Below are 20,307 nucleotides of genomic sequence, written 5' to 3'. Positions count from 1 at the left end.
GATTGGTATTGGCGCTGTTTATTTAAGCAACCACCGGCTTTTCCATAGGGATGCAATCGAGGCTAATACCTCTAGGCGAGTGATAAGTGGAAAGTTCATCGCCAATAAAGCCACACGAACGATAAAACGTAGCGGCATTCAGGGTCGATTCTAACTTCATTAAGGGCAAGTTGTGTTGAATCGCGAGCTCCTCTAAGAACTGCAACATCTGCTTCGCTGCGCCTTTTCCTGCAAAGTCAGGGTCAACAAAAATAGCATCAACCATACCGGTTTCGATGTTGATCTTACCGCTGCCAATCACTCGACCATCAACTTCTGAAACGTGGAAGGTTTCAACTACATCACTGATGAATCCATCAGACATTCCACCCTGCGTCCATATTGACAGCTGTTCTTCTGAGTAATAAGCCGAGCACTTCTCGACAATGGCACGGCTTCGAATATCGAAAATATCCTGAGCATCAGACTCAACCGCTTTTCTAATTGTAATCATAAGCCTACCTCTGGTGACTAAAAGATACTACTTGCTAGTAAATCGAATAACTACTCGGTGACTAACGCTGGAGATTGCTTCCCCTTAGCTGACATAAGATAAAAACCAACGGCACCAACAACTGAAATTAATATCACACTAAACCAAGTGAAAGTGTACCCATAATCATCGATAAAGTAGCCAATCACGATAAAACTAGGCATGACGAAAACCGTTCGCAAGGTAATGAGCACGCCTTGAATGCGTCCACGATGACTCGACGGGGAGTTGTTTGCTAAATATATGCCCTCTTTTGTCAAAAGAAGAACCTCGCCCGCAGATAGAAATAGCCAAGCAAAGAAATGAACAGGAATGTTGGGAAACAACATGACGAGCATATAACCAAAGGCAAACATAAAGCCTGCATAAGCAAGGCTTACGGTTTCAGCCTTACCTGACGTGAACTTCATTAAGATTGGCGTAATCAGCACCACTACAACACAAGCGTAAGTCATAAGTTGCCCGAAAATAATTGGGCCTTGCTCTCCAAACACATGACTCAAATACAATGGACTCGCCATAGTCATTTGATTTAGCGAATACCACAGTAATCCACATAGAAAAGTGAACAACAAAAGCCGTGGCCTTGCTCGTAGAACGGACCAAACAGAGCCTGAGACCGGCTGTTCGAGCTCGCTATCGTTGGCCGATTCTATTCCAGTTTGCACTCTCACAAACGTAGCAACAATAACAACACAAAAAAGAGCCGCAAAACCGTTGCCGAAAAATATCCAGTCAGTGTGATTCCAGAACAAGTACCCAGCCATAACAGGACCAAGAGCTGAACCAAAGTTATAGGCTAGATAACTCAGTGACATAACTGCATCACGATTCTGAGGGGTAGAAAGGTCAGCAACTAAAGCATTACTCGCGGGCAACGCTAAGCCGCCAAAGAAATAGGCACAAAACAAAAACACAGGTACGACGACCGGAGCATCGGCGAAGAAACCACAAATAATCAATAATACAGCACACATAAACTCGCCAAACACCATGACCCGTTTATGTCCCAACCTATCCGCCAATCTCCCACCTAAAAAGCTCCCTAAAAGGTAAGAGCCCGTCACACCCATGGCAAGGGAACCTGCGACTGTTGCGGAATAACCCAACTTATCGGTTAACAGTAAGACTAAAAATGGAACGATAAAGTTACCCATTCCCAGAATCATTCTAGCCAGTGCTAAATAATAGATGTTATTCGGTAAATACCTGTAAATAGAAATGGCTGAGAAAAGCTTATGAATCATGAAATGCCTAAAGTATGTAAGTGCTTAATTATGAATCTCTATTCGATAGTGCTGAAATCGAGATTTCTAGGAACAGCAACACTAACAACCTGACTTCCCGCGATTAAGTCATGCAAGCAACGTCTGTTTTTACGTAAAGCAAACAGATAGTTTAGCAACGCAATAAATTGACCAATAACAGGAATATAAACAAAGATGTTCATAGGTAAAATTCGTTTGATCATTATTTCGAATAACCCTAGTTGCTTGCCATCCATATCGACAATCGCGATTTCCATTATATTTTTGCCAATAGTCTGCCCTTTCTTATGCAGTAAATAGCCATTCAACAAAAGGAACACGAGCCAACCGTAAGCAGTGACTGCTATTAGTTCTGCTGTATCAGCTGTCCCTGTTTCAAATATTTTTTGGAAATAATCGGTATAGAGATAAATTGGCATGACAATAGCCACAGCAATTAAGACATCAATAAAAACGGCCCAAAAGCGCAGCCACCTAGACGCGAGTCTTACTTCAGGTGCATTTTCAATTATTGGGTTTTCTAATGATTCGTGCTCATTTTTTTCTAAATTGTTGGCTGACACACTAACAACTTGAGTGCCTGCGATTAAGTCATGCAAGCAACGTCTGTTTTTTCGGAAAATGAAAAGAGAATCCAACATGGATATTAAATGGCCAGTGATAGGTATAATAGTAAAGGGAATCATAGGTATCATTCGTTTACCCACTATTTTATATAACCCTATAGGTTTACCTTCCATATCGACAATCGCAATTTCCATTAGATGTTTGCCAATCGTCTGTCCCTTCTTATTCAGTAAATACCCATGTACCAATAAAAACATCAGCCCTAAATAGGCATAGACAGCAGCGACTTCTCTAAGGTCTATCACCCCTGTATCGATTGTTTTTTGAAAATAATCTGTATACATAAAGATTGGCGCAATGATGACAGCCGTAATGACACCATCAATAAAAAACGCTAAAAAACGAGGCCATCGAGATGCAGGGACAACTTCGGTTGTATTTACACCAATTTCAGAGTTGTCGCTATCTGAACTTTTCTTTGAAACAATGACAACTTGAGTGCAAGCGATTAAGTCATGTAAGCAGCGTTTGTCTTTGCGAAAAACAAACAGATAATCAAACGTTGATATAAATGGACCAATAAAAGGTATGTAAGCTACAGCCACCATAGGAATGATTCGTTTGCCCACTATGTTTAGCAAACCTATTTGTTTACCTTCCATATCGACAATCGCAATATCCATTAGATTTTTACCAATTGTCTGCCCCTTCTTATGAAGTAAGTACCCTTGGCACAAAAAGTAAACCACCCAACTATAAACAGTCAGAGCAACTTGTTCTGTTAACTCAATGGTTTCATTGGAAAGCAATTTATCGTACAAACCGCCATATAGAAAAACAGGAACAATGAAAATCGCATACACGAAAGCATCAATGATAGATGCCCATAAGCGAGACCATCGAGACGCGAGTACAATTGTAGGGGTGTTTTCTATTACTTCAGACATGTCCTTTCCTAAGGTGGTATTGATTATTGGCGTAGAGAAATTGATTTTTGATAGCGTTAGGTTGATGTACTGATAGACAAATCTTGAAATTAATTCGAAAGAAAACACTTTGCTTTCAATAGATAAGAAACGCTTTATAAAATCGAGAAAGCATAACACAAGCAAATACCAAAACTAATATACCATGTAATACATGTGAGCTTAGTTGCTTAAATTACAGCTATAAAACGTAGCAAGATAGTTTAAAGGAAATTTAATCGGGTAAATCTTCAAGCACAGAGATCAGCATCTTAATTCATTGTTTTAATGAGATTTTTGTTAATCATTGAGTTACAAACGAGGAGTTTGGTGACTATTTCAGAGCCAACACATGCTCGATAAAACTCGACTTCTTTTCGCGGTATTCATCTTGAGACCAACCTTCACAAGCCATTTTTATAGTGTTGTATTGCTGAACTAATGCAGGATTCGCACGTAGCTTGTCACGAAACCTTAGAAAGCATTCAAACTCAGAACCATTGGCGACCACTTGCAACGCCACATCATCAGAAGATGTAGATTCCAACATACACAGTTCGGGCGTTCTTAAGGTATCGAGTTTCTCTGTAAAGCCGAGTGTTGTGAGTCTATCTATAACATCCTCAAGTTCGCCAAGTTCAACACCAACGAAAATATCTAGATCGCCCTTAGACACGGCAAAAGGAATAGAAGATGCGCCTACGTGCTCAACTCTCGCGTTAGGGATTAGCTTTCTGATGTCACGTTCGTATCGGATAAACAGCTCGTTGCAAGCCGCTTGGTATTGTTCCGCGGGGTAAAATTTCATATATCCTCACTCCGAATCACAAACTATTGAAGACACCAATTGCTAACAGAAATAACACGATGCTAATAGCTCCGATATAAGAGATTCTGGTTCGCTCTTTTTCAGTTGGAATCAATGGGGGGAAGCGCCCTAATGTGAATACTTTACAAACTATCCAGCCAGCTCCGTAACCAATGAGCTCAATCAATATCGACTGAAACATATACCTAAAGAATGAGCTCAATGCCCTAAAATACGCGACTATCAAGTCTTCCATTTTTTGTCCTAACTAAAGTCAATTGGGACTAAAAATGCCATGGGTAGAGATTCATATCAAGAACCTTATACAGAACTTCGCACGCAATGAATCAGTTTAAACGTAAGTACTTACTATCGACATGCAATGATTCACAGAGTCTTCTTTCTCACCAACAGGCGCAACATAGTGAATTGCAGCTTCGGCATGTGCTTGGTCTGCGAGCTTACAGATAACCCATGCAGCTAAGTATTTAGACGACAAACAGCCACCCGCTGTAGCAATGTTACCTTCCGCATAAAACGGCTGGTCCAACACGTTCACACCGGATTCAATTACCCATGGCTTCGTTGTTAAATCAGTACAGGCTGGGACTTGATTCAGTAACCCCAATACCGACATTAACAGAGTCCCTGAGCATTGACCGCCAATCAATTGTGCTTGTGGGTTAAGGCTTAACCTTGAGAGTAATTTAGCGTCTTGGGCGATATCGCGGGTCAACATGCCACTACCAAACAACACCGCATCAGCAGTATTGGCAAACTCCAAAGGTTGCTGAGATTGAATTGTGACTCCATTCATTGAAGTCACTGATTCTGTAGGGCTAGTGATCTGCGCATTCCAGCCAAACTCTTTCATACGGTTCAAAATACCCGAGGCGATGAAAGAGTCCAGTTCGTTAAATCCGTCAAATGTTAGTACAGCAATATCCATATTTATCCTTTCCTAAATCACTACACTTACGACTATTTTTCAAATAGTTAGTCGCAACGCCCTTTGATATTACCAACAAACATGTTTGCGCCGTTAAAGCCACCAAAACCATTTATCGATTTAGTGTAAACCACTTTTTCTTTCTCAGGGTAAACAGCCCAAGTCTCAACAGTTGATTTGCCGTCAGTACCAACATCTGCGCAAATTAGAGTGGATGAACCAACCTGAAAGCAATTCATATTATTTGGAGATACGCTACTTTCCTCACCTTTAAACTCAACGATGAACTTTTGAGATGAAATACCATCTTTATCAATTTCAAAGCTTTCAAATTGACGAGTAGAAAAACCTTTGAGATCACCTACAACAAAGCAACTAGCTTGTACTGTAAATGACAATAGGGCCCAAACAACAACGATATATTTCATCTCTTCTCCAGAGCGCTAACAGAAGTTAATTCGGCTCACTTTAATTCACATATGCACCTAGAGTCACCAAATGAATGATAATTCTGCATTTCCTTTGTCCAAAAACAAAAAGCCCCGGTTATAGGAACCGGGGAAACAGGGTGGGATGAGTTTGGCGCGTGCCCGAAACCAAACTCTCCCCAAGCCTCACCTAAGACTCATGCTCTTAGGTAAAGGATTCACATCATTATTGCAGCGTAGCGCCTTGCTCTACCCAAGTGCCGATGAGTGCGCGTTCTTCGTCGGTCATTTGAGTCATGTTGCCGAGCGGCATCACCTTGGTTGTTACGGTTTGAGCAACAATTCTTGGTACGTTGGCTTTAATCTCTTCTGGCGTATCAAACATCACACCGGCTGGCGCAGCAGCAAAAGCGGCGTGGCTAGGGGTTGATGAGTGACACACAGAACAGCGCTCTTGAATGACTTTGTTGATGGTTTCAAACCTGACGCCTGCGCTAGCAGGTTGCGTTGCATGCGCTGGAGTCTCTTGAGCATCAAGCACTGCCGAAGCCGTACTGTTCGCAGCAAGATCTTCTGGAGTCGATTCTGTCGCGCTCACTTGCGCTTCTTGAACCACTGGCACTTGCACAACCGGAGTCATCTGTTTTTTGGCGTAAGGTGAGGTAACAAACGCAAGCGTGATCATACCCAATGCTGCTACTGGCACTGTCCATGCGAACTTCTGACTACCATGACGGGTGTTGAAGTAGTGACGCACCAAGATACTGAAGATCGCTAAGCCAGCAAGAATCAGCCAGTTATATTCCGAGCCATAAGTGCTTGGGAAGTGGTTACTGATCATGATGAACAGCACTGGCAGAGTCATGTAGTTGTTGTGACGAGAGCGCAGTAAGCCCTTCGCTGGCAATGCCGGATCCGGTTCGCGCTTCTCTTCTATCGCTTTCACCAAGTTGCGCTGTGCAGGCATGATAACGCGGAACACGTTACCCACCATGATGGTACCAATAATCGCACCCACGTGGATGTAAGCACCACGACCACTGAACACTTGGGTTAGACCATAGGTCGCAGCAACGAGCAATACAAACAGCACAACGCCAAGCAGTACGGGTGTTTTACCTAATGGTGAGTCACACAGTAAGTCGTAGATAAACCAACCGGCAACGAATGAACCAATACCAATCGCGATTGCCGTTGTTGAATCAAGACCAGAACCCGGTGCAATCAGGTAAATCTCAGCGTTGAGGTAGTAAACCACACCCAGTAGACACACACCGGTGATCCACGTGAAGTAGGCTTCCCATTTAAACCAGTGCAGGTGCTCTGGCATCTCTGGTGGCGCAAGTTTGTACTTCTCTAGGTGATAAATACCACCGCCGTGAATTGCCCATAAGTCGCCTGAAAGGCCCGTTTTTGGGTTTACTCGGTTAAGGTTATTCTCTAACCAAACAAAGTAAAATGATGCGCCTATCCACGCAACACCAACAATCATGTGAGCCCAGCGTATTGCTAAGTTCAACCACTCTGTAATATGCGGATCCATAATAAACTCCTGTATCACAACGCTTTAGCTAAGCGTTGCTCTTCCTTATTGTCGTCCGTTGGCAGATCGTCCAAATGCAACGCCACTCGGTCGCTGTCGAAATAAACTTCGTCACAGTTATGCCCTTCGCCGCCTCTATCGACGATCAAGAACTGGTCTTGATCGGTGAGGGCGAGAACTGGGTGATGCCACACCCCTTTGTGATAGTTCACTCCTTGACGGCCGTTGCTCAAGAAAGCTCGGCTATTGGCTAATGTTGGATCGTCGCCTTTTGGCGCAACAACAATTAAATAGGGTTGACCAAGTAATGGAATGAATGCCTGAGAGCCAAGTGGATGACGCTCTAACATTTTGATGGTCAGTGGGTAGCTCAACGGTGTGGCTTGGAAGATGCTGATGATGGCTTCTCCGTCTTGGTCTTGCACATCCGTTGTCGCTAGCTTGTGGTAGCGACGTGTTGATCCACTGTTGATCATGAAGAAATCACTATTATCGGACTCGATAACATCGCCAAACTCTGCAAAAGCCTGCTTGGTTAACGGTTCGATGGATAAACGACGTATTCCATTACTCATATCTGATTTCCTTACCTATTTCGCCTTCGTACCAAACAGACGCAAACGGCTGATACCACCATCTGGGAATATGTTTGCACGTACGTGGGTAATCGCACCAAGGTCGTTAACCTCAGAAATGAATTCGTGAATCTCGTGCGCTTGCAGCTTTTGATCAGGCAACAATTCACGCCAGAATAGGCTTTGTGTTTCTACTTGGTCGTCGGTACCACCTTTCACGTAAGCGGCTTGAATCGAGCAGCTATCAGGATAGTTACCTTTGAAGTGGGCCGTATCCACTACGATACGTTCGATGTTACCTGGGTGGCCTAGTGCCACGATAACCCAGTCATTACCCGGCGTACGACGACGCGCTGTTTCCCAACCGTCACCCATGTTTTCACCGCGGCCAGGACCTAAGATGTTGGCTTTGTTTCCGTAGTGTTCGTCACTACATGCGAGTGCTCGGCCACCGTGTTCAACCGATGCTAGGTCGACTTGTTGCTGAGAATCAATTGCGTCCCAATCCACACTTGGTCGGCCATAAACACGTAAACGTGCAACACCGCCGTCTGGATAGATATTCAAACGTAGGTGCGTAAATACTTGGTCACTTTCAATCGCTTCAAGATGATGATGATCACCGTGTAGTGCCATTGAAGGCAGAATTTCTTGCCACTCTGTTGCGTCTGTTGGCTCACCTTGTGGTGAATAACACGCGTCAATTGATGCCGAAGGTGGGAAGTTACCTGTGAAGAATGAGGTATCAATATCAACGCCAGCAATAGTGCCAGCTAGGCCAAGGCGAACGACACAGTAGTCGTAACCTTCACCACGTTTACGTCTGCTTTCCCAACCGTCCATCCACTTGCCGTTATCGTCGTATAAGTCGTCTTTCCACTCTGGCGCTGCGTGGCTGAGCAAGCGGCTTTTATCGGCGAAAAAATCGTCTGTTGCGAAGGTAGCTTCTGCGCCGAGTTTTTCGTCTGCAAGGTTTATGTACTGTTCAAATTTATGGGTCATGTCCGTGTAATCCTATCCAATTAATCAAGTAATAATAAAATGAGAACTTAGTGGCTTATTCGCTTATAAAGCGTGCTCTAGCGCACTAAGACTGGGCTGAGATAGCTGTTAACTCCGTTAACTTACATATCCCAGAGACGAAACATCGCGATCTTGTTGATCTCTTGAATCGCCGTAGCAAACTCAGTTTCACTATCATTTCCTAATCGCATCTCGAACGACTCAAGAATTTGGTAACGATTGGCTCCCTTCACCGCCATGATAAAAGGGAAATTGAAGCGACTTTTGTAGCTGTTGTTGTAAGAAGTGAATTTTTCAAATTCTTCGGCGTTGCACTGGTCAATGCCCGCCCCCGCTTGTTCTTTGGTCGACGACTCGGTGAGTTCGCCGTTTACTGCAGCTCGACCGGCTAAATCCGGGTGAGCGTTGATCAAAGCCAACTGTTTGCCTTGGTCTGCACTTAACAAAGTCGATGCCATTTTCAGATGAAGATTCTCGATATGATCGTCTTCGGCATTCAAACCTTGGTCATACACCACTTCGGCAACCCACGGGCTGTGCTCGTAAACATCAGCAAAATGAGCGACAAAGGTATCGCGGTCCATGGTTGTTGGTTGGCATGATCGAAATTCAGTCACGTTAAGCCTCCTTGCTTCACTGCTGCTTTTGCTGTTGATGATTAGCGTTATTTGGTTGATATGGATGATGTTGATGCCAGTGGTTGGCGATATCGATTCGACGACATAACCACACACTGTCGTGCTGTTTTACATAATCTAAGAAGCGTCTTAATGCAGCAATACGACCAGGGCGACCAATCAGGCGACAATGCAGCCCAACCGACATCATTTTCGGTGCGGTTTCGCCTTCCATATAAAGGGTGTCAAACGTGTCTTTCAGATATTGGAAGAACTGCTCACCCGAGTTAAAGCCTTGCGCGGTTGAAAAACGCATATCGTTCACATCAAGCGTGTAAGGAATCACTAGCTGAGGATGACCGATTTCGGTGTGCCAATAAGGCAGGTCATCGTCATAGGCATCAGAGTCATAAAGAAAACCGCCCTCTTCTGCGACTAAACGACGCGTATTTGGCCCCGTTCGACCTGTATACCAACCTTGTGGGCGCTGACCCGTCACTTGTTGGATGATCTCAATCGCTTTAGTCATGTGGTCTCGCTCTTCTGACTCATCAATGTATTGATAGTCGATCCAACGATAACCGTGACTACAGATTTCGTGACCCGCTTCGACCATGGCTTTGGCAACGTCTGGGTGACGCTCAATCGCCATTGCGACCGCAAAGACGGTTAATGGAATTTCATATTCATCGAACAAGCGAAGAACACGCCATACACCCGCACGGCTACCATATTCATAGATGGATTCCATGCTCATGTGACGTTCGCCTTTGATCGGCTGTGCTGACGGGATCTCTGAAAGAAAAGCTTCAGACTCGTCGTCTCCATGTAACAAACAACGCTCACCGCCCTCTTCATAGTTCAATACAAAAGAAACCGCGACGCGCGCATTACCTGGCCATTGAGGGTTTGGAGGGTTAGCTCCGTAACCGATCAAATTTCTTGAATAATCCTTATTCATCCAAGTACTCCTAACATAAGTGGTTGGCTTAGCCGCTCTTTAAGTAAGTCACCAAATGATTCAACCAAATGGATTCTCGATAAACAGAGCAACCTTACCCCTGTACATTTATTGTATACAATTATTTATCTCAATGTAAAGATTTTGTTATTCAAGTTAAATTTACGCACTATTACTAATTAAAAACAACAACTTAATAAAACCAAAACTCACCAAAAAACGATAATCAAGATCTATAAAGTCAGAAAAAACGACACAATAGTTAACATTTTTACAACAATTAGCTTTACTAATTGTGTACAGTTCGTACATAGTTAGTGATAACAAAGTGACCAGTTGCATTCTTTGCAAGGTCGAAACAGACAGATAAACCACGGAACAGAGGAGCGCCAAAAGCGCTATTAAAGGACTATGGGAAGATTAACAACACACGTATTAGACACGACTCACGGCTTACCGGGTGCAGAGATCAAGGTAGAGCTTTATAAGGTCAATGACGGCTCAACAGAAAAGCTGGCGACGGTAATCACGAACTCCGATGGCCGAACCGATGCGCCGATTCTGGCTGGGAATGATTTCCGACCGGGGAAATATCAATTGGTGTTCTACGTTGCGGATTATTACAAAAGCAAAGGTGTGGAATTGGATGGCGTACCTTTCCTAGACGATGTGGTTATTCGTTTCGGCTTAGATGATCCAGAAGCGCATTATCACGTTCCTCTTCTCGTCTCGCCTTACAGTTTCTCAACCTATCGGGGCAGTTAACCGAAAGCGTTAACCTAAAGCGTTAACCGAAAGGGCTCGTTTATTTTAAATGAGCTCACAAGTAAACAATGAACAGATTCATACGAGCATCAATACTGATGCGCGTTCATTAAGCACGCTCATATAAAAGATACTAATAACGTTATTAGTTAGAAGTTGATGACTAAACGACAGATAGCTAAAGAAATAGCGGCTAGGGAAAACCTTAAAACTTAATATTGAAATCTCGCTGTATTCAATAAATGGATCACAACATAAAAGGACTTGCTGACATGAGTGAGAGTAAAACAGAAATACTCAACCAAGATGCGAACAACGGAATTTTAGAAAAGTTTTTTAAAATTAAGGCCCACGGAAGTAGCGTAAAAAATGAGTTGGTCGGCGGTGTCACCACCTTCGCAACCATGGCTTACATCATCTTCGTTAACCCACAAATCATGGCCGCTTCAGGTATGGATTCCGGCGCGGTATTCGTCGCAACCTGTATTGGTGCAGCTATCGGTTGTTTGTTAATGGGATTATTTGCTAATTGGCCTGTCGGCCTTGCGCCGGGCATGGGCTTGAACGCCTTCTTCTCGTTCACGGTAGTAAGCGAAATGGGCTATAGCTGGGAAGTGGCACTGGGTGCGGTGTTTATCTCAGGTATCTTGTTCGTCGGGATGAGTTTCTACAAAGTCCGCCAATGGATCATTGAAAGTATCCCGGTGAGTCTGCGTTACTCTATGACTGCGGGTGTTGGTTTGTTCTTAGGCCTGATTGGCTTAAAAACAGCAGGCATTGTCGTCGAAAACCCAGCTACTTTGGTATCACTTGGTGACTTCACTAAACCTGAAGCTCTGCTCGCTGCTATCGCATTCTTGATTATTGCGGTTCTAAGTGAGCGTAAAGTATTTGGCGCGGTACTGATCGGTATTTTGAGTGTCACGCTTGTCGGCATGATGCTTGGCTTAGTGCATTACAACGGCTTCTTCGCAGCACCACCAAGTTTAGCTCCTACATTCCTAAAAATGGACATTATGGGTGCGCTCGATGTTTCAATGATCAGCGTTATCTTGGCTTTCCTTTTTGTAAACATGTTCGATACCGCAGGTACTTTGATGGGCGTGGCAGAGCGCGCAAACCTGACGAATCCTGAAACGGGTAAGATTGAAGGTCTGAGCAAAGCACTGAAAGCTGACAGTATCTCAAGTGTGGCAGGTGCGTGTGTGGGTTGTCCGCCTGTCACCAGTTATGTAGAGAGTGCAGCGGGCGTTGCAGCAGGCGCACGAACTGGTCTTTCAGCAATTGTGGTTGGTGTGTTGTTCTTAGCAGCGATTTTCCTATCGCCATTAGCAGGTATGATCCCCGCTTACGCAACGTCTGGTGCTCTTATTTACGTGGCATTCGTGATGATGAGCAGCATGCAGCACGTCGACTGGAAAGACTTTACCAACGGTGCTCCTGCTGCGATTACCGCACTGATGATGCCTCTGACCTTCTCTATCGCGAATGGTATCGCACTGGGTTTCATTACCTACACCGTGCTTAAGCTGGCGACAGGTAAAACAAAAGACGTCTCAATTTCGATGTACTTCCTAGCAGCTATCTTCATCGCCAAGCTGGTGTTCATCGGTTAACTACCCAACGTAACTATCGCTTGGCTTTTTCGCAGGCCGAGCTATCAAGACACTGGTTACAACAACATTTTTAAGAAAAAGCTAATTGTGCTAACCAACAGATCGCACAAGCAATCCGCTCGGTTAGTGCACCTTTTTTATGACCCTACGCAGTTTGTAGAAGTCATTATTTGACCGCCAATCGCCTGCAAACGGAAACGCAGGCAAAGGAATATCAAATGAAACTTCTGTACACCCTAAATGAAAGACCACCTCACAGCTTAACCTTTCTACTTGCATTACAGCACATGCTCGCCTCCATCGGTGGCATCGTCGCTGTTCCCCTTATTGTCGGCGCTTCTATTGGCTTACCTAATACCGAGATCGTCTCGCTGATCAATGCTGCGCTATTGGCTTCAGGTATTGTGACCGTCGCGCAATGTCTTGGTTTTGGCCCTGTTGGTATTCGACTGCCCGTTGTGATGGGCTCGAGCTTTGCCTTTTTGGGCGTCGCCATTTCAATCGGTAACGAAGGTGGCGTCGCCGCTATCATGGGCTCAGCGCTGATCGGTTCGTTTGTAGTAATTGGTGCCAGCTTCTATATGGACAAGGTTCGAAAACTGTTCCCGACCGTGGTAAGTGGTGTAGTGGTTACCTTAATCGGTTTAACCATTTTACCGGTTGCCATGAACTGGGTGGGAGACTCACCAGCCAACACAGAACAATTCGCCACGCTACCAAAGCTGTTTCTAGCACTGATCTCTTTAGGGATTGTGGTTGGCGTATCGGTTTACTGTAAAGGCGCAGTTGCTGCTTCGGCTATCGTGATTGGTCTAGCGGGCGGTTACATTGTGGCGCTGTCGCTTGGCATGGTCGACCTTGAACAGATCAGCTCTGCCGCTTGGGTTGGTGGCCCTGAACCCTTCAAATATGGCTTTACCTTTTCTGCCAGTGCCATCATCAGCATGAGCTTGGTGTACATCGTGGTCATCGCCGAAGCAACGGGCGACTTCATGGCGCTAGGCAATAACTGCCAAACCCAAGTCAGCGGTAAAGATTTAAAACGTGGACTGTTGGGCGATGGCCTTGGTAGTACCTTGTCTTCGATTTTAACGGCAATGCCATTAGCCTCTTTCAGTCAAAACGTCGGTATCGTGGGAATCACAGGTGTAGCCAGTCGCTATGTTGTGGCTGCAACGGGCGGTTTGTTGATTTTAGGTGGTTTATTCCCCAAATTAGCCGCAATTGCCGTCACGATCCCTAAACCCGTTTTAGGTGGGGTGGGCTTTGTGATGTTCGGGATGATTGCTTACGCGGGTATCCGCATGTTGATCAAAGCTGCAGACACCAAGCGAAATGCCTTGGTAATTTGTGTAGGTTTGGCGTCTGGCTTGGCCGTAACTTTCGAACCTAGGTTGCTGCAACACTTACCGCATGATCTAGCGAACTTTCTTCACTCAGGCATTACTACCGGTACTATTATGACGGTACTGCTAAACCTTATTCTGCCAAAATCTTCACGTGCAGAAGAGCAAGAAGCGCTAGCAGAAAGCCAAGCACAAGTTGAACTAGAGATGAAAGAGCAGGCGGAAGAAGAAGCCCAATCAGACGAAAAATTTGAGAGTCACCAACAAAGCACTGAAGCAGACGTTCAAGCGACATCAGAAAACCCTGAACCCAAAGCGAACTAACTGGTTCACTGACTAACGTAAAACCGATTTTCACAGAATCAGGGAATGATTAGAACATTGAACGTTTTAACGCCCCTGATTCGAATTTATCTATCAACAGCAAATACCAATAAAGACCCTCTTCCCTGAAAAGGCTGAGATGGCTAAGGACTACTATGAATGGAAACCATCTGGATTAAGAATCCTCTCGCAATCTACACTGGCTCACTCGCTGATGCAGAAGGCGGCATTGTTATTAAAGGTAACAAAATCATTGAGCTGGTTGGCAAACACCAAGAGCCGACCTTACCTGTAGATTACAGCGTCGACGCCTCTCGTCATGTTGTGACTCCAGGGCTTATCAATGCGCACCACCACTTCTATCAAACCCTAACGCGTGCTTACCCCGGCGCACTGAATAAAGAGCTCTTCCATTGGCTACAAAGCCTCTACCCGGTTTGGGCCAACCTCGACTCTGAGATGATGAGCCTAGCCACAGAGCTGGCGCTGGTTGAGCTGATGATGTCGGGCTGTACCACCGCATCCGATCATCATTACTTGCTACCTAACGGGCTAGAGCACGCCATCGATTTACAAGTCGAGGCGGCAGAGAAGCTGGGTGTAAGGGCGATATTCACGCGTGGTTCCATGAGCCTAGGGGAAGATGAAGGTGGACTGCCTCCACGACACACCATTCAAACAGAACAGACCATTATTGATGACAGCCAACGCTTGATTCGCGATTACCACCAGCGTGATGAAGGGGCGATGATCCAAATCGCACTCGCGCCTTGTTCGCCATTCTCGGTCACTACCGACCTGATGAGGGAGACCGCCAAGATCAGTGAGCGTGAGAACGTAATGATGCACACGCACTTATGTGAAACGCTCGATGAGGAAGACTTCTGTATAGAGAAGTTTGGCTTGCGCCCTGTCGACTACCTAGAAGATGTCGGCTGGCTCAACGAACGCACTTGGCTCGCTCATGGCATTCACTTCAATCCAGAAGAGATCAAGCGATTGGGTAAAGCAGGCATTGGTATCAGTCACTGCCCGACGTCCAACATGATGTTGGCTTCCGGTATTTGTAAGAACAACGATCTTGAAGCAGCAGGCGTAAAAGTCGGACTGGGTGTGGACGGTTCTGCCTCGAATGACGGCTCCAATATGATCGCCGAAGTGCGCATGGCGATGTACCTGCAACGCCTGCAATACGGTTCCGCCAATGTTTCACATTTTGATGCACTGCGCTGGGCAACGTCAGGCTCGGCACGCGCAATGGGTAGAACGGATATCGGTACACTCGAAGTCGGCAAACAAGCCGACCTCGCGATGTTCAAGCTCGATGATATTCGTTTCTCTGGCAGCCACGATCCACTTGCAGCACTACTACTCTGCGGCGCTCAACAAGCGGACAAAGTAATGGTTGCCGGAAAATGGCGAGTTAACGATGGTTCGGTGATCGGCGTAGACATGGAGCAACTAATGCACCGTCACCACGCCGCTGCGATGAAACTCGGTAAACTGGCAATGAATAATAACTAACGCCAATGCTTGCCCATCATAGTGTATATATCACTATGATAGGCAAGCTTCCTTAATACTGCTAATACTAATTCACTCCTGACTATTAGATACGCCGTCCTATTGGTTGTTCTTCCCTTAAATATCCAACCAAACCTCACCCTACAATTAACATCACTAATTTAATTATTGCTAATTTAAATCTAGCTAATTTAATTAAATCTAAATATTAAACCTCTTAGCTATTTGGCACAGGTCAAATTTAAAACGCTTGTTCTATTTATATAAATATCAATTCAATCAACAGATTTAGTAATAATCACAACAATTATTATAATTACATTTTTATCATTTAACTCATTGGTGAATAGAATAAAAATCGCCGACGCCTTTCTAGATATAGCCTGAAGAAAGAATGGAAACGAATGATTTAAATATCACCAAATTCAATAGATCAACAATCAAACAATATGAATCCCAATATGTGATCTAGATAGAACTTTTAATTATAAATTTGCTATAGATTGACCAAATCTTATAAAAACAAAAATCACATTAATGGAGAGTGTATTTAAAACCCACAGCATAATTACAATAATAACAATATAAAGAATTCAATAAACCCGCATAAATATATAAATACCATTTTTATGGTAGGGGAATTTATTGTCTCTGAAAAAGCTAATAACAAATCTAACAGGGATTCAAACATGAAAAAAATCACACGAACACTCGTATTATCTTCGATCTCGATTGGACTGCTTTCATCTTTTGCTTTCACTTCTCAAGCAGCGCCAATTCAAGTTAATCAAGCGTCAGCCGAACAGAACATACCTCAAATCACCTACGATACGATCATCGGTGAAAATGGCGTCTTTATCGATCTAGAAACCGACAATTTCATCCTCAAACAACAAGAGTGGTACCAAATCCAAGCTTATGTTGAGGGAGCACTGGCACTGCCTGTCACAGAAACCAGCATGAAGTCGGCTTTTAGCATTCCTAACGACATCCCTTTCTCTAACTTCCAAGCCTTAGTTCAGCAGTACTCAAATATCCATGACACCGCGTTCTACTGGAAAAAGGACCTGTACCCAAGCATCGTTAACCTATCACTAAGCCTGGCTAACTACGCGCAAATTAAAGATTACATGCTTAACCCTTTGAGCGACGCCCTCAATGAGATGTTGGCAAAGGCATTCTCACCGTTGCCAGAAGATATCGAAGCCGTTGAACGTAATCAAAAAATGGCGATTGCTTACCTGAAAAGCCTGCAAAACTTTTCATTGAGATACCAGCAAGAGGTGTCCGATGTGGGTGATAACTTGTTGGACTTCTCTGCGCAGCTAGACACGCAAAAGCTACAGCTTGAAGTGTTAGAAGGCACACATAACGGCTATCTAACGGATGATGGCAGTGCACTTCAACAGCAAGTAAACGACATCAATGCCCGAATCGCGCAACTCAACAAAGACTACACTCACTACGTCACGGTTGCTTCTACCGCCGTTACCTACGCATGGTTCCCTTTGGTCGCCGTGCCAATCATGGGCGTCTACGGAGATAAAGCAGAGAAAGCACGTAAGCTTCGCAATGAACTGCAAAATGAAGTTAAAGATTTAGAAGAACAATTGTCTTACACACAAAAGGTATATAACTCTTACCATCGCTCTTCAGAAAGCATTGATCTTATATCTCAGCAAATTGAAGATGCTATCCCACATATTAATAAGCTGAAGTTAAATTGGCAGAAAATGAATACCGACTTCACATCACTGCTCGCAGCATTGGATGAAGCTCAAAACAATGCCGATATCATGAAAGACGACGCAATGCTTGGTGCTATCGGTGCATTAGCCAATACATCGGTTGCAGAAATGAACTGGAATAACATCAGCGAGAAAGCCAAGGCATTTGCAAATAATGCTTATATTCAAGAAATGGAGTAGTCCATACCCATCGATAAATAGCTCGGTAAAGCGACGCCTCGCTATAAGTTAAACCAGCAAGACCAATAAAAAAATAACAACAGAACCCCACGCCTTATGAAAAATAAGGTGTTGGTTTCTGCTACCCAAAATTTGGCTAATACTCATTTCGACAGGACATTAATATGAGAATTCTACCGATTATTATTTCTCTTTCATTATCTCCACAAGCTTTTGCTAGTGACTGGCTAGAGCTTAATAACTTGCCTAATTCCACCGAATACCCTACTTGGGTTCAATCTGCTTATTCCGATGTCGATGTTCTCTCTCGCTCTACATCTGATCTCCACATCAACCTCAGTGACTGGATTGCGGAGCAGAACCTCTACGTGACTAAACCCTCAAAGATCGTCGTTTTTGCCGATACTATTGAGGTTCCAGAAAACTTCAACTTGGTAGTGAATAACCAAAACATTCTCATTTTTGCCCGTAAAATTGTCGGTCAAGGAGCCCCAACTTTCGTTCTCGGGCAACAAGGCGCGGCGGCATCAGTAACTGTAATAGCAGGAGAGATCGAAACTCCGATTAATGTCCTCGCCTTCCAAAACGATGGCAGCATCACACGAGATGCCCTTTCTGCAGAAGACGGCGATGGAACCTCTGTGGTACTAGCAGGTGAACACTACCGCAGAACCACCATCGACTCGAACATTACAGGGCAAATGAAACTGGCGACCACACCTTTTACCGACATTGTTAACCGCTCTTTTGATATGGCTGCCAGCTTATTCGACACCAACCTAGAGCTTAGCCTCGAACTGATTAACTGGATTGAGCAGAGTTTACGTCACGCCGGCTCTGTGGTGGAAGATGACCCTATCCTTTCAGACCTGTACCTACAAACCGTTGCCTTTAAACAGTTCATTAGTTTCAGCACTAAAGAGAGTAACTATGTGCCTTATCTCGACAAGGTGCTCTACCAAGGCAAATACGAAGCGTACCTGAATGCAATGATCGCGTATCAAGCACAGTGGGATATCATTCAAGACAGAAGTACGGTGATCGAAGACAAGATTGAAGCTGCGAAGTTAGCACTCGATAACATTGAAGACGTTCTCAGAGCACAAGACTCGATCATCACTCAAACCCAATCTAACATAGACAAAATAGGCGACAGCCTGACCGAAATCGACAGCCAATACAAAGCTCAAGAACTTGTGACACTGAGTGCAAGAACCACTTACTTAGTCGGTGTAGAAAACTGGAAAACTCAGCAAGAGCTCAATGCAGCATTGGCTATCTTCAAAGCCATCGCAGAGATTGGCAGTGCCGTCAGCGGTGTGTTCACAGGAAATCTATCTGGTGTGAACGACCTCACCGAGCAATTGGCTAAAACGCCAGAAGCACTGGATAAAGCGAAAAACTTAGTCACCAATATCAAGACAGTCACGGGGATCATTGATAGCGTTACCAAGACTATTTCGGGCATCGCGCAGCTCACCGCCGATGTGAAATCGACCATCAAACTTCATAAAATCTCCGAAGCGATGGATGGCTTTGACTTTAATATTCCGACTTTGAATGAGAGTAATCTGGCCTGGGATCTGATGATCACCGAGATCCGCAGTAACTTAAGACTTGCTGATAGCTTGGGAATTAAAGGCGCGAGACAATACCTAGTCGAACTTGAAAAACAGGTGCTATTAGGCAAAGCAATTAACACCACTCAGCTTAACTTTGCACAAGAGCAAGCCAAACTCGTCGACCTATTATTGACCAAGAACGTCACCGCTAATCAACAGCAAAGATTGAGTGACGCCATTGAGAGTTATCAGGTAGACAGCGAAGGTTTCGACTCCATCGAGCGTGAGCTGTCGCGAGTGCTAATGCACTTCAAACGACCAATGTATGTGGCTTTATCTAACTATGTTCAGGCATACGAATACTGGGCGTTGAAACCAAGTGAGATCACACCTTCGCTGAATAAAAGTTACTTGGACTACCAGTTTGACCTCGCGTCCATAGAAAATGAGTATGTGAATGCACTCTCTTCATTCCAGCCAGCACCACAAGACTTCACTATCGACAACTACACCATCTCTAGCCCAGAGCAACTCGATAGCTTCGCAACCACTGGCGAGTTGAACTTCACAATTCCATTAGGGCAGGCACAACTATGTTCATTCGACCGAGTTAGACTCTCTACAGTACGTGTGTTCTTAGAAGGGGAAAACTTACCTTATGGCAAGCAGTTCAACCTTGGAATATCGAGTTCAGGTAACTATGCCGACCGCTATCAAGATCAGGATTACCAATTCAGTTCTAATCCGGTCGCACGGGCGTTTTACTACCGCTTAGATGATCCAACCACCAATGACGTTAGCATCATCACCGATGGCGCAGTGGCGAATAGGTTCGAGTATGCGTACTTCCAACCAACTCCATTCTCGACATGGAATGTCACCCTCAACAACTACGATGAGGCAGACCAAGCCAACAACCAATACCTAAAAGATGTCGAACAAATTAGGGTTGAGTTCTTAGGCAGTGGTATCCCGAATGGCAACAGTTGTTCTAACTGAAGTGAGA

The 20,307-nt window shown here is 44.6% G+C and carries 18 protein-coding genes; 6 read left to right on the top strand and 12 right to left on the bottom strand.

Features of this window, described 5'->3' with window-relative positions; genetic code table 11:
* Nucleotides 1–22: 22 nt before the first annotated feature.
* The 12 genes from BCV39_RS00585 to puuE all read right to left on the bottom strand — a co-directional run bounded on the left by BCV39_RS00585 (nucleotide 23) and on the right by puuE (nucleotide 10,236).
* The gene (locus BCV39_RS00585) at nucleotides 23–493 is read right to left on the bottom strand and encodes a GNAT family N-acetyltransferase (protein WP_019821249.1); all 471 of its coding nucleotides are present in this window, start codon (nucleotides 491–493) and stop codon (nucleotides 23–25) included.
* Between the two features lie 50 nt (nucleotides 494–543).
* A complete protein-coding gene (locus tag BCV39_RS00580) occupies nucleotides 544–1,779 on the bottom strand; it encodes an MFS transporter (protein WP_102431657.1) in 1,236 nt (411 codons plus the stop codon).
* Nucleotides 1,780–1,817: 38 nt separating this feature from the next.
* Nucleotides 1,818–3,314, bottom strand: coding sequence for an RDD family protein (locus tag BCV39_RS00575; RefSeq protein WP_102431656.1), 1,497 nt, complete (start codon nucleotides 3,312–3,314; stop codon nucleotides 1,818–1,820).
* Between the two features lie 352 nt (nucleotides 3,315–3,666).
* On the bottom strand, nucleotides 3,667–4,140 hold the full coding sequence (locus BCV39_RS00570) for a GrpB family protein (protein ID WP_102431655.1): 474 nt from the start codon (nucleotides 4,138–4,140) through the stop codon (nucleotides 3,667–3,669).
* Nucleotides 4,141–4,156: 16 nt separating this feature from the next.
* The gene (locus tag BCV39_RS00565; RefSeq protein WP_102431654.1) at nucleotides 4,157–4,396 is read right to left on the bottom strand and encodes a hypothetical protein; all 240 of its coding nucleotides are present in this window, start codon (nucleotides 4,394–4,396) and stop codon (nucleotides 4,157–4,159) included.
* Between the two features lie 96 nt (nucleotides 4,397–4,492).
* Complete coding sequence (locus tag BCV39_RS00560; protein WP_102431653.1) at nucleotides 4,493–5,089, bottom strand: DJ-1/PfpI family protein; 597 nt, start codon at nucleotides 5,087–5,089, stop codon at nucleotides 4,493–4,495.
* Between the two features lie 47 nt (nucleotides 5,090–5,136).
* Complete coding sequence (locus BCV39_RS00555; protein WP_102431652.1) at nucleotides 5,137–5,517, bottom strand: hypothetical protein; 381 nt, start codon at nucleotides 5,515–5,517, stop codon at nucleotides 5,137–5,139.
* A 226-nt stretch (nucleotides 5,518–5,743) separates the two neighbouring features.
* Nucleotides 5,744–7,060 (bottom strand): urate hydroxylase PuuD, encoded by a 1,317-nt coding sequence (locus BCV39_RS00550; RefSeq protein WP_102431651.1) that lies wholly within the window; start codon nucleotides 7,058–7,060, stop codon nucleotides 5,744–5,746.
* Between the two features lie 14 nt (nucleotides 7,061–7,074).
* Nucleotides 7,075–7,635, bottom strand: a complete 561-nt coding sequence (locus BCV39_RS00545) for an ureidoglycolate lyase (protein ID WP_004732859.1) — start codon at nucleotides 7,633–7,635, stop codon at nucleotides 7,075–7,077.
* A gap of 15 nt (nucleotides 7,636–7,650) precedes the next feature.
* Nucleotides 7,651–8,637 (bottom strand): allantoicase, encoded by a 987-nt coding sequence (gene alc / locus BCV39_RS00540; RefSeq protein ID WP_102431650.1) that lies wholly within the window; start codon nucleotides 8,635–8,637, stop codon nucleotides 7,651–7,653.
* 122 nt (nucleotides 8,638–8,759) lie between these two features.
* On the bottom strand, nucleotides 8,760–9,275 hold the full coding sequence (gene uraD, locus BCV39_RS00535) for a 2-oxo-4-hydroxy-4-carboxy-5-ureidoimidazoline decarboxylase (RefSeq protein ID WP_017067791.1): 516 nt from the start codon (nucleotides 9,273–9,275) through the stop codon (nucleotides 8,760–8,762).
* A gap of 16 nt (nucleotides 9,276–9,291) precedes the next feature.
* Nucleotides 9,292–10,236 (bottom strand): allantoinase PuuE, encoded by a 945-nt coding sequence (gene puuE, locus BCV39_RS00530; protein WP_102431649.1) that lies wholly within the window; start codon nucleotides 10,234–10,236, stop codon nucleotides 9,292–9,294.
* A 411-nt stretch (nucleotides 10,237–10,647) separates the two neighbouring features.
* Between puuE and uraH the strand changes: the two genes are divergently transcribed.
* The 6 genes from uraH to BCV39_RS00500 all read left to right on the top strand — a co-directional run bounded on the left by uraH (nucleotide 10,648) and on the right by BCV39_RS00500 (nucleotide 20,300).
* Nucleotides 10,648–11,001 (top strand): hydroxyisourate hydrolase, encoded by a 354-nt coding sequence (gene uraH, locus BCV39_RS00525; protein ID WP_102351831.1) that lies wholly within the window; start codon nucleotides 10,648–10,650, stop codon nucleotides 10,999–11,001.
* Nucleotides 11,002–11,273: 272 nt separating this feature from the next.
* Entirely contained in the window at nucleotides 11,274–12,617 is a 1,344-nt protein-coding gene (locus BCV39_RS00520; RefSeq protein WP_048611821.1) for an NCS2 family permease, read from the top strand.
* Between the two features lie 218 nt (nucleotides 12,618–12,835).
* Nucleotides 12,836–14,287 carry a nucleobase:cation symporter-2 family protein gene (locus tag BCV39_RS00515; protein WP_102431648.1) on the top strand — a complete coding sequence of 484 codons (1,452 nt, stop codon included), beginning with the start codon at nucleotides 12,836–12,838 and terminating at the stop codon, nucleotides 14,285–14,287.
* A gap of 159 nt (nucleotides 14,288–14,446) precedes the next feature.
* On the top strand, nucleotides 14,447–15,811 hold the full coding sequence (locus BCV39_RS00510) for an 8-oxoguanine deaminase (protein WP_102431647.1): 1,365 nt from the start codon (nucleotides 14,447–14,449) through the stop codon (nucleotides 15,809–15,811).
* Nucleotides 15,812–16,500: 689 nt separating this feature from the next.
* Complete coding sequence (locus tag BCV39_RS00505) at nucleotides 16,501–17,739, top strand: alpha-xenorhabdolysin family binary toxin subunit A (RefSeq protein ID WP_102431566.1); 1,239 nt, start codon at nucleotides 16,501–16,503, stop codon at nucleotides 17,737–17,739.
* A 164-nt stretch (nucleotides 17,740–17,903) separates the two neighbouring features.
* Nucleotides 17,904–20,300, top strand: coding sequence for a hypothetical protein (locus BCV39_RS00500; protein WP_102431567.1), 2,397 nt, complete (start codon nucleotides 17,904–17,906; stop codon nucleotides 20,298–20,300).
* Nucleotides 20,301–20,307 lie beyond the last annotated feature (7 nt).

Source organism: Vibrio sp. 10N.286.55.E10 (genome assembly GCF_002872555.1).
In the GTDB taxonomy this organism is placed as follows: domain Bacteria; phylum Pseudomonadota; class Gammaproteobacteria; order Enterobacterales; family Vibrionaceae; genus Vibrio; species Vibrio crassostreae.
The sequence above is the reverse complement of the archived record's forward strand: the minus strand, read 5'-3'. Positions and strand labels throughout refer to the sequence as shown.

Coding starts and splice junctions, on each gene's coding strand:
- BCV39_RS00500 (WP_102431567.1), top strand. CDS start 17,904: ATGAGAATTCTACCGATTATTATTTCTCTTTCATTATCTCCACAAGCT.
- BCV39_RS00545 (WP_004732859.1), bottom strand. CDS start 7,635: ATGAGTAATGGAATACGTCGTTTATCCATCGAACCGTTAACCAAGCAG.
- puuE (WP_102431649.1), bottom strand. CDS start 10,236: ATGAATAAGGATTATTCAAGAAATTTGATCGGTTACGGAGCTAACCCT.
- BCV39_RS00565 (WP_102431654.1), bottom strand. CDS start 4,396: ATGGAAGACTTGATAGTCGCGTATTTTAGGGCATTGAGCTCATTCTTT.
- BCV39_RS00520 (WP_048611821.1), top strand. CDS start 11,274: ATGAGTGAGAGTAAAACAGAAATACTCAACCAAGATGCGAACAACGGA.
- BCV39_RS00570 (WP_102431655.1), bottom strand. CDS start 4,140: ATGAAATTTTACCCCGCGGAACAATACCAAGCGGCTTGCAACGAGCTG.
- BCV39_RS00550 (WP_102431651.1), bottom strand. CDS start 7,060: ATGGATCCGCATATTACAGAGTGGTTGAACTTAGCAATACGCTGGGCT.
- BCV39_RS00585 (WP_019821249.1), bottom strand. CDS start 493: ATGATTACAATTAGAAAAGCGGTTGAGTCTGATGCTCAGGATATTTTC.
- BCV39_RS00515 (WP_102431648.1), top strand. CDS start 12,836: ATGAAACTTCTGTACACCCTAAATGAAAGACCACCTCACAGCTTAACC.
- BCV39_RS00560 (WP_102431653.1), bottom strand. CDS start 5,089: ATGGATATTGCTGTACTAACATTTGACGGATTTAACGAACTGGACTCT.
- BCV39_RS00580 (WP_102431657.1), bottom strand. CDS start 1,779: ATGATTCATAAGCTTTTCTCAGCCATTTCTATTTACAGGTATTTACCG.
- BCV39_RS00575 (WP_102431656.1), bottom strand. CDS start 3,314: ATGTCTGAAGTAATAGAAAACACCCCTACAATTGTACTCGCGTCTCGA.
- BCV39_RS00510 (WP_102431647.1), top strand. CDS start 14,447: ATGGAAACCATCTGGATTAAGAATCCTCTCGCAATCTACACTGGCTCA.
- uraH (WP_102351831.1), top strand. CDS start 10,648: ATGGGAAGATTAACAACACACGTATTAGACACGACTCACGGCTTACCG.
- BCV39_RS00555 (WP_102431652.1), bottom strand. CDS start 5,517: ATGAAATATATCGTTGTTGTTTGGGCCCTATTGTCATTTACAGTACAA.
- BCV39_RS00505 (WP_102431566.1), top strand. CDS start 16,501: ATGAAAAAAATCACACGAACACTCGTATTATCTTCGATCTCGATTGGA.
- alc (WP_102431650.1), bottom strand. CDS start 8,637: ATGACCCATAAATTTGAACAGTACATAAACCTTGCAGACGAAAAACTC.